At 71.3% G+C, this 9,559-nt stretch carries 8 protein-coding genes and 1 pseudogene; 5 read left to right on the top strand and 4 right to left on the bottom strand.

The genetic code is table 11. The features are described 5' to 3' along the window. From CCN51_RS41045 to CCN51_RS41025, 5 genes are all read left to right on the top strand, one after another. The coding region (locus tag CCN51_RS41045; RefSeq protein ID WP_086860721.1) for an MFS transporter at nucleotides 1–1,123 on the top strand (1,123 nt) is incomplete at its 5' end. A 51-nt stretch (nucleotides 1,124–1,174) separates the two neighbouring features. Then, a complete protein-coding gene (locus CCN51_RS41040) occupies nucleotides 1,175–2,020 on the top strand; it encodes a triphosphoribosyl-dephospho-CoA synthase (protein WP_014174459.1) in 846 nt (281 codons plus the stop codon). A 149-nt stretch (nucleotides 2,021–2,169) separates the two neighbouring features. Beyond that, nucleotides 2,170–4,497, top strand: a complete 2,328-nt coding sequence (locus CCN51_RS41035; protein WP_342749414.1) for a glycosyl hydrolase family 95 catalytic domain-containing protein — start codon at nucleotides 2,170–2,172, stop codon at nucleotides 4,495–4,497. A gap of 160 nt (nucleotides 4,498–4,657) precedes the next feature. Next, a complete protein-coding gene (locus CCN51_RS41030; protein ID WP_014174461.1) occupies nucleotides 4,658–5,527 on the top strand; it encodes an SAM-dependent methyltransferase in 870 nt (289 codons plus the stop codon). 138 nt (nucleotides 5,528–5,665) lie between these two features. Next, nucleotides 5,666–6,157 (top strand): hypothetical protein, encoded by a 492-nt coding sequence (locus CCN51_RS41025; protein ID WP_014174462.1) that lies wholly within the window; start codon nucleotides 5,666–5,668, stop codon nucleotides 6,155–6,157. A gap of 19 nt (nucleotides 6,158–6,176) precedes the next feature. Here the strand turns inward: CCN51_RS41025 and CCN51_RS41020 are convergent, their stop codons facing one another. From CCN51_RS41020 to CCN51_RS41005, 4 genes and pseudogenes are all read right to left on the bottom strand, one after another. Continuing rightward, a complete protein-coding gene (locus CCN51_RS41020) occupies nucleotides 6,177–7,334 on the bottom strand; it encodes an ABC transporter substrate-binding protein (protein ID WP_014174463.1) in 1,158 nt (385 codons plus the stop codon). A 70-nt stretch (nucleotides 7,335–7,404) separates the two neighbouring features. Next, nucleotides 7,405–8,235, bottom strand: a complete 831-nt coding sequence (locus CCN51_RS41015) for an ABC transporter permease (RefSeq protein WP_086013723.1) — start codon at nucleotides 8,233–8,235, stop codon at nucleotides 7,405–7,407. Between the two features lie 71 nt (nucleotides 8,236–8,306). Further along, complete coding sequence (locus tag CCN51_RS41010; RefSeq protein ID WP_014174465.1) at nucleotides 8,307–9,131, bottom strand: ABC transporter ATP-binding protein; 825 nt, start codon at nucleotides 9,129–9,131, stop codon at nucleotides 8,307–8,309. A 146-nt stretch (nucleotides 9,132–9,277) separates the two neighbouring features. Next, nucleotides 9,278–9,559, bottom strand: a pseudogene (locus tag CCN51_RS41005) (hypothetical protein); the annotation flags it as partial.

Below are 9,559 nucleotides of genomic sequence, written 5' to 3'. Positions count from 1 at the left end.
CGGGGACCGGCTCGGCCGCAAGTGGGTGCTGGTCGCGACGCTGCTGCTGATGGGCGGATCCACGCTGGCGATCGGTCTGCTGCCGACGTACGGCCAAGTGGGCCTGCTCGCCCCGATCCTGCTGCTGCTCTGCCGGATGGCCCAGGGCTTCGGCGCGGGCGCCGAACAGTCAGGAGGCGCCACCCTGCTCACCGAGACGGCGGCCACCGGGCGGCGCGGAAGACTGGCCTCCCTCGTGATGACCGGCGCCGCGCTGGGCACCGCCCTCGGGGCCGTGGCCTGGATCCTCGCCCAGCGCCTGTCCGACGACGCCCTGATGAGCTGGGGCTGGCGGCTCGTCTTCGGCAGCAGCCTCCTGGTCACCGTGGTCGCCATGGTCTTCCGGCGCAAGCTCACCGAGAGCCCCGTCTTCAAGGAGCTGAAGCAGCAGCATGAGCGGCCCGCCTCCCCGGTGAAGGAGGTCTTCAAGCACGGCAGGAAGCCGACGCTCCTGGTGCTCTTCATGAACTTCGGCATCAGCACCCAGTCGTACACCTACCAGGTGTTCATGGCCTCGTACCTGGTGTCCTCGGTGGGTGTCGACAAGGACTTCGTCCCTGAGGTGCTGCTGCTGGGCGCGCTGTGCGGCGGCGTCGCGGCGGTGTGCTTCGGCACGCTCTCGGACCGCTTCGGGCGGCGCCCGGTGTACTCCCTGATCGTCGGCGCCCTGGTGCTGCTGCCGACCCCCACCTTCGTCGCGCTGAACTCCGGCTCCAAGGTCGCGATCACCGTGGCCGTCGTCATCGGCTTCGTCCTGGCCTGCCAGGGGGCCGTCGGGGTGCAGATGAGCTACTTCCCCGAGCTGTTCGGAAACCGCTACCGCTACGCCGGGGTCACCCTCGGCCGGGAGTTCTCCTCCGTGATCGGCGGTGGGGTCGCGCCACTGATCTGCACCGCGCTGGTCAGCGCCTTCTCGGGGTCCTGGATACCGGTGGCCGCCTATATGTCGCTGGTCGCCGCGGTCAGCCTGATCGCCACCCGGATGGCGCCGGAGACGGTCGACCGCGATCTCAACGCTCCCGCCGACAGCACCGACAGCACCCATCCGGCCGGGGCCGCCCCCGCACAGCCCGCGCACAGGTAGGGCTCACCTTCCCGACAGGTTCACCGACTACCGTCCCGGTCCGTGGATGCCATGGACGACGCTCTGGCGCAGGCGGCGGTGCGCGCCCTGATCGCGCAGGCGGAGCTCACGCCCAAGCCCGGCCTCGCCGATGCCCGCGATCTGCGGGCCCGGACGACCGGCGCGGATCTGCTGACGCTGCGCTGGTCGGCCAAGGCGCTGACGCCCGCGTTCGCGGCCATCGCGGCGTCGGCCCGCCGCCCCGGCGGGCCGACGCCGGCGCTCCGCGAGGAGTTGGGCGCGATCGGCCGGGGTGCCGAGTGGACGATGTCCCGGGCCTGCGGGGGACCTGCCGCGGGCCCGCACCGCGGGGCACTGTGGGTGACGGGGCTGCTGGTCGCGGCCGCCGCCCTGGAGCCCGACGCCCCGCCCCGTGAACTGCCCGCCGCCGCCAAGCGGATCGCGGCCCACCCGGACCGGCGCGCCCCGCGCAGGCCCTCGCCGGGCTCGCAGGTCTCCGCCACCTACGGCGCTGCGGGGGCGCGCGGCGAGGCGCGGGCCGGTTTTCCGCATGTACGCCGCGCCCTGGACGCCCTGTCCCGGGCGCGGAGTACGGGGGCCACGGAGGCGCAGGCCCGCCTCGACGCGCTGCTCACCGTGATGAGCACGCTCCAGGACACCGGGCCGCTGTACCACGCGGGCCCGCCCGGGCTCCGACGGGTGCAGGACGGGGCGCGCGGCGTCCTGGAGGCGGGCGGCACGGCGACGGCCGCGGGCGCGGCCGCCCTGGCCAGACTGGACGCCGAGCTGGGTGAACTCGGCGTCACGCCCCGGGGCAGCGCCGCGGTGCTCGCCGGGGCGCTCTTCCTGGACGGCCTCCCCGTGCCGCTGGCCCACCCCTCCAACAGGGCTGTCTGATCGGACCTTTCGACGGCCCATCGTCGCCGTATCCCCTCACCTGCGACTTCACCACCTCCACAAATTGCAATAGGTCGGAGGTCTTCCTTACCGCCCCGCGAGCCTGCACTATGCCCGGAAGTTCACAACCAGGTATGGGAGGCATGTACGTGACCTCAGGGACGGGGAACGGAATCTCTCGGCGAGGTGTGATCGGCACGGCCGCCGCCGTCGGCGCCGGAGGCTGGCTGACCGGATCAGGCACCGCATGGGCCGCGCCCCAAGGAGCCTCGGACCGGGCGGGAAACACCCATGAGCGGCTGGTGAGAGCAGCCGCCATGCGGTGGCGGCGGCTGCCGGGCGACTGGAAGGACGGGCCCTTCCTCGGCAACGGGCTGCTCGGTGTGCAGATCTACCGGGGCGCCACGGCCAACTCGGTGAAAGTCATGGTCAGCCACAGCCAGGTGCAGGACCAACGGCCGCAGTGGCGCGCCCCGTACGGCTTCTCACGGCTGCCCATCGGCCACTTCGACCTCACGCTCGCCGGTGAGGTGACCGATATCGACTGGACCCTCGACCTCTGGGACGCCGAGCTGCGTGGCACCGTCACCACCACGCGGGGCAGCGTCCGCTTCTCCATGCTGGTCCACAACTCCCGTACCGCGCTGCTGATCTCCACCCAACCGAGCGCGGGCGAGCAGACCGCGGCGTGGTCGTTCACCTGGATGCCCGCCATCTCGCCCCGGCAGAAGGACAAGCCCGCGGACTACACGGGCAACCCCGACGCCCGTACCGGTTCCACGGGCGCCACCCACTATGTCCAGCAGCCCCTGATCGCCGGCGGCGGCTGGGCCACCGCCTGGCGCGAACGGCGGGTGGGCACCGGTCGTCTGCTCGCCGCGCATATCGTCTACCGCTTCCCCGAGGACTTGGCCGGCACCACCGAGCTGGCCGTCGCCGAAGTGGCCCGTACGCTGGCCGCCGACCCGGACGAGCTGGTGCGCGAGCACCGCGGCTGGTGGCACCGCTTCTACCGGCGCAGCCTGCTGTCCGTACCCGACAAGCGGCTCCAGGACTTCTACTGGATCCAGCTCTACAAGGCCGCGTGCGCCACCCGGGCGGGCGGACCCTCGATGTCCGAGTGGGGGCCGTGGTACCCGGAGACCGGCGGCAGCTGGACCGCGGTGTGGTGGAATCTCAACGTCCAGATCGCCACCTGGCTGATCCAGGGGTCCAACCACCTCGAACTCGACTCGGTCACCTCCACCTTCAAGACCTTCGAGAAGTATCTGCCGCTCTCGGTGCCGCCGGAGTACCAGGACGGCCAGACCTACGCCCTGGCCCACCCCTCCGACTGGATGCTGCGCCCCGGCGCGAAGACCGTGGGCATCCCCGGCACCTCCACCAAGACCGACAACAACGGCAATCTCATCTGGGCCATGCACAACGTCTGGCTCAGCTACCGCCACACCATGGACGTGCGGATCGTGCGGGACGTCCTCTACCCGATCCTCGTCAAGGCGGTGAACTTCTACGACCACTTCCTGAACTCAGGCAGCGACGGCAAACTGCATCTGCCGCTGACCCGGTCGCCCGAGTGGGCGGACGCCGAGGACTGCACGTACGACCTGTCGCTGCTGCGCTGGGGCTGCGCCACCCTGCTGGACTGTCTGCGCATCCTCCGTACGGACCATCCGCGCGCCCCGCGCTGGCGCGAGATCCTCCGGCGGCTGGTGGACTATCCGCGCGACGCGACCGGGGTCATGATCGGTGCGGACAAGCCGCTGACCGAGTCCCACCGCCACTTCTCCCATTTGTTGTGGCTCTATCCGCTGGGCGAGCTGGACTGGGACCGGGCGGGCGACCGGGACATCATGCGCACGACCTTCGACCACTGGGTCAGGGACCGGAGTCTGTGGGCGGGTTACAGCTACGGCGTCGCCTCCTCGATGACATCGCGGATGGAACGGCCCGAGGAAGCCCTGGACTTCCTCACCTTCTTCACCGACGGCAACGTCATCAACAACGCCTGGATGACCCCGAACACCATGTATGTGGAGGGCGGGAACCTGGGCACGGAGAGCCCGCTGACGGCGACCCAGTCGATCCTCGACATGGCCGTGCAGAGCCACGGCGGCGTCGTACGGGTCTTCCCCTCCCTGTCGCGGCGCTGGCCGGACGCCTCCGTGCAGTCCCTGCGCACCCAGGGCGCCTTCCTGGTGGATGCGGACCGCTCGGGCGGCCGGACGCGGTGGGTGCGCGTCCACAGCGAGGCGGGCGCGCCGCTGGTGCTGGCGCACGGCATCGAAGGCGCCATCGACGTACGGGACGAGCGCGGACGGCGGCTGAGGTACCGACAGACCGCGCCCGGCCGTATCGAGATCCCGCTGGGCCGGGACGGGACGGCGGTCGTCGTGCCGCGCGGCACCGACCCCGACCTGGACCCGCGCGATGTGCCGGCCGTGGGCGACGCCAAGCCGTGGGGGCTGCCCGACTGAGCCGAACCGGACGTGGACAACTTGGGGCTTCGCCAGGACAGTTATGCCCACCCCGTGAAGGCGCGGGGTGGGCGGGCGGCTTACGATCCTGTGCCAGGACGCGCGGTCGAGGATCGTGCGCCGAACAGCCCTGAAAAGCCCTGAAACGAGGAGATCACACGTGACCGCTCAAGGGGTAGCAGCCCAGACCGGAAGCGGACCGGAGCCCCCCAGCAGCCCCCTCAACCAGGGCAAGCCGCACAGCGCCCGGATGTACGACTACTTCCTGGGCGGCAAGGACAACTACGTCGCCGACCGCCAGGCCGCCGCCAAGGTGCTCACCATGTGGCCGGGCGTCATGATTGCCGCCCGCACCAACCGCGCCTTCATGCACCGCGCGATCCGGTACCTGGCCGCCGAGCGCGGCATCCGCCAGTTCCTCGACATCGGCACCGGCATTCCGACCAGCCCCAACCTCCACGAGGTCGCGCAGTCGATCGCCCCGGAAGCCCGGATCGTCTACGCCGACAACGACCCGATCGTCCTCGCCCACGCCCAGGCCCTGCTCGGCAGCGACCCGCGGGGGCGCACCGCCTACGTCGACGCGAATGTCGCCGAGCCGGACACCATCCTGAACGCCCCGGAACTCACCGAGGTGCTGGATCTTTCCCAGCCCGTCGCCCTGAGCCTGTGCGCGCTGCTGCACTTCGTCCCCGACGAGTGGGACCCGTACGCGATCGTGCAGCGCCTGCTCGAGCCGCTGGCCCCCGGTTCGTATCTGGTGCTGAGCCACATCACACCGGACTTCGACCCCGAGGCCACCCAGCGGACCGTGCAGATCTACCACAGTGGTGGCATCCAGGGGAAAATCCGCACCAAGGCCGAGGTGGAACGGTTCTTCACGGGTCTTGAGCTGGTCGAGCCGGGCATCGAGGTGCCGCACCGCTGGCACCCCGACCTCGCCGCCCCGGACACCGGGACCGACACCGGCGACGTGACCGACGAGGAGGTCTCCTTCTGGGTGGGCGTCGCCCGTAAGACGGCCTCCTGACCCGCCGGAACACAACCCGCTCACACCCGGCCGCCGGGAGCGGCACGGCGCTTGCCTTCTGAAGATCCCTGCGCGTCAATGAGCCCCACCCTTTGACCGGGCATCAGCGATGCGGACATGGATCGGACGGGACGAGCGATGAGACGTACCACTCCCGGATTACGCGCCACGGCCACCGCCGCCGCCTGCGCGGCGCTGCTCGCGGGGGCCGTGGCCCTGGCGCCCACGGCCTCCGCCGTGTCGCCGGACACCGCCACGGCCCCGTACAACTGCGGTACGTTCGGCACCGTGGAGCTCACCCTCCACGCCGCCCAGAACGGCACCAGGGCCACCATCACGCCCGGCTCCCCGGACCTGACCGCCCCGGTCGCGATCCCGGCGAACACCATCTCCGCCACTCTGCTGTTCGAGAAGAACGGCGGCCCGGGGACGACCAAGTTCACCAACACATCCAGCCCGGCCATCCCGGCGGGCTTCCCGATCCAGGTCACGCTCGTCGGCACAGTGGCGCCCGGCGACAGTCTGGACTCCTATCTGGGCGGCGGCTCGCTGCGCATGTCGATCGGGGCCGTCGTGATCACCTGCAATGCGCTGGCCAAGCAGACGCCGGGCCCGTTCGTCTTCGACTGACCTCAGCGGCCCTCATGACTTACGGCTTGTGGCCGACCGCCTCCGCGTAGAACGAGCGGTCCACGACCCGGTCCTCGGGAAGCGGGTCGCCCTCGGTCACACCGGCCGCGGCGTAGGCCTTCTGCAGACGGTCCGCTGTGCCGTCGCGGATCTCCCAGTCCATGCGCAGCGACGGCACGGCGGCCAGCGTGTCCGGCTCGGTCTTGAGCGCTTGGCCGAGCTCCTTCACAAACGCCTTGTCCTTCTTGTAGTCCCCGGCGAAGTAGGTGTTCACGGTGCGGATGTAGGCGCGCAGAAACGCCACTCCCGCGTCCGGATCGCCCGTCAGCAGATCGGGGCCGAAGAGAAGGCCGCCCAGCGGTTCGCCCCGCGGCTGACCACCGAGGAACGCGTAGCCGGCGTCGCCGTCCACCTCGCGCCACACCGGGTCGAGCAGCCATGCCGCGTCCACGCCGCCGTTCTTCAGCGCGGTGAGGACTTCGGCGGGGCCGAGCTGCTGGAAGCGGACGCTGTCCACGTCGGCCTGGTGCTTGGCCAGCACCTTCTCCATCGGATACATGATGACCGAGCCCTTGCCGATGAGCGTGCCGACGGTGCGGTCCTTGAGCCCGACCTCGTCCGCTGTCTGTCCGGGCCGCAGCCTGGCCCAGAACCCGCTCTTGGAGCCGGGCGCGGGCGAGAAGTTCCCGGCGACCCAGCGGATGTCGAACCCCTGCCGGATGCCGTTGAGCACGCCCGCCTCCGGCGCCGCGTACTGGACGTCGATATCGCCCTTGGCCAGCAGCGGCAGCGCGTCCGGGGTGGGCAGCAGCTTCACCTCGACGTCCAGGTTCTCCTTGACGAACTCGCCCTTGGCCAGGGCGATCTGGAGCGGCGCCAGATACTCGGCGTTCAGGGTGCTGGCGGAGACGACGACCTTCGTCTTCTTCTTGAGCGGCTTGGGCGCGGGAGCGCCGGGCTCACAGCGGGCCGGCGCGCGGTCCTCGGACAGGTCGGAGGGGTCGGTCCAGCCCTTGGCGCAGCCTGCGACGGGCGCGATCGGCCGGGCCTTGCGCTCGGCGCCGGAGTGCGCCGAGTCGGAGGTCTGCACATCGCAGGCGGTGAGGGGGCCGAGGACGCCCAGCAGGGTCACGGCGGTGGCCAGGGCGCGGGTGAGGAAGGGTCCGGGTGCTGGCATGGGTGTTGCCTTCCGGTTCCGGTGAGGCCGAGATGAGATCGGGGATCAGGAGTGTGATCTGGAGTCGGGGTCAGGACTGGGGGCGGCCACGGTCCCGGGGCGCCCAGGGGGTGAGCCGGCGGCCGACGAAGCGCACGAGTTCGGAGAAGACCACACCGAGCACGGCCACGCAGACGATGCCGACGAACATCACGTCGTTCTGGAACAGCGCCCGCGAGTCGAAAATGAGATGGCCGAGCCCGTTGTCCGCGGCGATCTGCTCGGAGGCGACGATCACCAGGACCGCCACCCCGGCCGCGACCCGCATGCCCACCAGGACCTGCGGCAGCGAGGCGGGCAGCAGCACATGGCGGAACATCTGCCAGGGGCCCGCGCCGAAGACCTGACCGGCCTCCCGGTACCCCTCGGCGACGCCCATCACGGCCGCCATCGTGGAGATCCAGACGAAGAAGAAGACGGTGGTGGCGACGAGTGCGATCTGCGGGCCCTCGCCGAGGCCGAACATATTGAGGAACACCGGCAGCAGCGCGAGCTTGGGCACCACGTACAGCGCGTCGAGCAGGGGCTCAAGCGCCGCGCGGACGATCCGCACCGCGCCCATCAGCAGCCCGACGGCATAGCCCGCGGCCGTGCCGACCGCATAGCCAGCGATCACCCGCTGGAGCGTGGCCCATACGTCCGGCCACAGCTTGCCGTCGGCGGCACGCTGCCAGCCGTCGGCCGCGATCGTGGAGGGGGCGGGGTAGACACGGGGGTCGATCCAGTGCCGGTAGGCGGCGAGCTGCCACAGCAGGATCAGCGCCGTGGGCACGGCGACGGCCAGGGAGATCTCGACGGCGAGACGGCGTCGGTGGGCGCGGACCGGGTCGCGCTCCCGGGGCCCGGGGCGCCGCACCAGCACGGTTTCGGCGGGCCCGTCCGGTGCCGCATCGGCCTGGGCGCCGCGGTCCGCGCCGAGCGCGGCCTCGCCGTTCACGATCGCTTCCCCGCCGACTGCGCCATCGCGGCGCCACCGGCCCCCGTCTGCACCTCGCCGCGCAGCAGTTCCCACAGCTCGGACTGCAACGCGGCGAACTCCGGGGAGCGGCGCAGCTGCCCGGTGCGCGGGCGCTCGAACGGCGGCCGGCGTTCGGCGATCACCCGGCCGGGTCTGGCGGACATCACCACCACCCGGTCCCCGAGGACGATCGCCTCCTCCAGGCTGTGGGTGACGAACAGCGCGGTGATACGGGTCGCCTGGCACACCGCGAGCAGTTCGTCCTGGAGGATGGTGCGCAGCTGGGCATCGAGCGCGGCGAACGGTTCGTCCATGAGCAGCACCTCCGGCTCCACGGCGAGCGCGCGGGCGATCGCCACCCGCTGCCGCATACCGCCGGACAGCGCGGCCGGGTAGGCATCGGCGAAGTCGGCGAGGCCCAGCCGGTCCAGCCAGTCCCGGGCCCGTGCGTTGGCTGCTTTGCGCGGGACGCGCTGCACATCGAGGCCGAAGCGGACGTTGGCGAGGACGGTCTTCCAGTCGTAGATCCCGTAGTCCTGCGGGATCATCGCGGCCGGGTGGCGCCGGCCCGCGCGCAGCTCGACCTCGCCACCGCTGGGGCGGACGAGCCCGGCGACGATGCGCAGAAAGGTGGACTTGCCGCAGCCGGACGGGCCGACGACGCAGCAGAACTCTCCGTGTTGGACGTCCAGATCGAGTGGCCCGAGCGCGTGCACTTGCCTGCCCGAGTGTCCGAAGGTGCGGGTCACCGCGCGGGCGCGCACCTTCGGTGCGGCCGTGGGTGTGGTGTGCGGTTCCACCCCGTGTCTCCTCCCGCTCTTTCCAAGAGAAGATATGACGACCCGTCAGATTCAGACAAGAGCCCGACCGCGGTCGGCGCCAGAAGGCCGCCCGCCGGCAGGGCGGACAAGGCGAGAGTGATCACGGCCGGCCAGGCCGGCCGTGATCACCGTCCCGGCGCGCTGACCAGGAACGGGTCGGGGGCCAGAATCGGCTCGGCGACCAGGATCGGCTCCGCCACCACGAGCGGTTCCCTGACCAGGAGCGGTTCCGCCGGTGTACGCGGCTCCGGGAGCGGTGGCGCGGTGAGTGCCGGATGCGTGGCGCGGGTGAGCAGCACGACGCCGCGCGCGGCCACCACGGCGCCCAGGCCGGCCAGCGCGACCCCGGCAGGGCCGCCGTGGACACGCTCGCCGAGCAGGGCCATTCCGATGGCCGCGGCGGCCAT

Origin of the sequence: Streptomyces milbemycinicus (assembly GCF_002154605.1) — a bacterium.
GTDB classification, from domain to species: domain Bacteria; phylum Actinomycetota; class Actinomycetes; order Streptomycetales; family Streptomycetaceae; genus Streptomyces; species Streptomyces milbemycinicus.
This window is presented reverse-complemented; position numbering and strand designations above follow the sequence as displayed.

What these genes read in the sequence shown, in the direction of transcription:
- CCN51_RS41040 (WP_014174459.1), top strand. Translation starts at nt 1,175, where the DNA reads ATGGACGACGCTCTGGCGCAGGCGGCGGTGCGCGCCCTGATCGCGCAG.
- CCN51_RS41025 (WP_014174462.1), top strand. Translation starts at nt 5,666, where the DNA reads ATGAGACGTACCACTCCCGGATTACGCGCCACGGCCACCGCCGCCGCC.
- CCN51_RS41020 (WP_014174463.1), bottom strand. Translation starts at nt 7,334, where the DNA reads ATGCCAGCACCCGGACCCTTCCTCACCCGCGCCCTGGCCACCGCCGTG.